Here is a 214-nt window from a genome sequence, read left to right as displayed (position 1 = left end):
TCTTCAGGCGTAGTAACAGCCTCATCCGTATCAACGAACACATCGTTGACAGGCGTCACCGTAATATCTAAGGTGCTAGTGTCACCCACTGAAGTGCCATTGTCATCAGTCAAGCTATAAGTGACTGTTGGAACGGTGCCGTTGTAGTTAGCAACCGGAGTAAAGGTGTAAGCACCATCACTCGCAATTGTTAATGTACCTACTCCAGCAATCG

General features: G+C 47.2%; 1 protein-coding gene. It reads right to left on the bottom strand.

Features of this window, described 5'->3' with window-relative positions:
• Window positions 1-214: cadherin-like domain-containing protein (locus ICN28_RS09500; protein WP_216288278.1), on the bottom strand; the 214-nt coding region annotated here is incomplete at both ends.

The sequence above is a fragment of the Polynucleobacter sp. 30F-ANTBAC genome (genome assembly GCF_018882385.1).
Classification (GTDB): domain Bacteria; phylum Pseudomonadota; class Gammaproteobacteria; order Burkholderiales; family Burkholderiaceae; genus Polynucleobacter.
The sequence above is the reverse complement of the archived record's forward strand: the minus strand, read 5'-3'. Positions and strand labels throughout refer to the sequence as shown.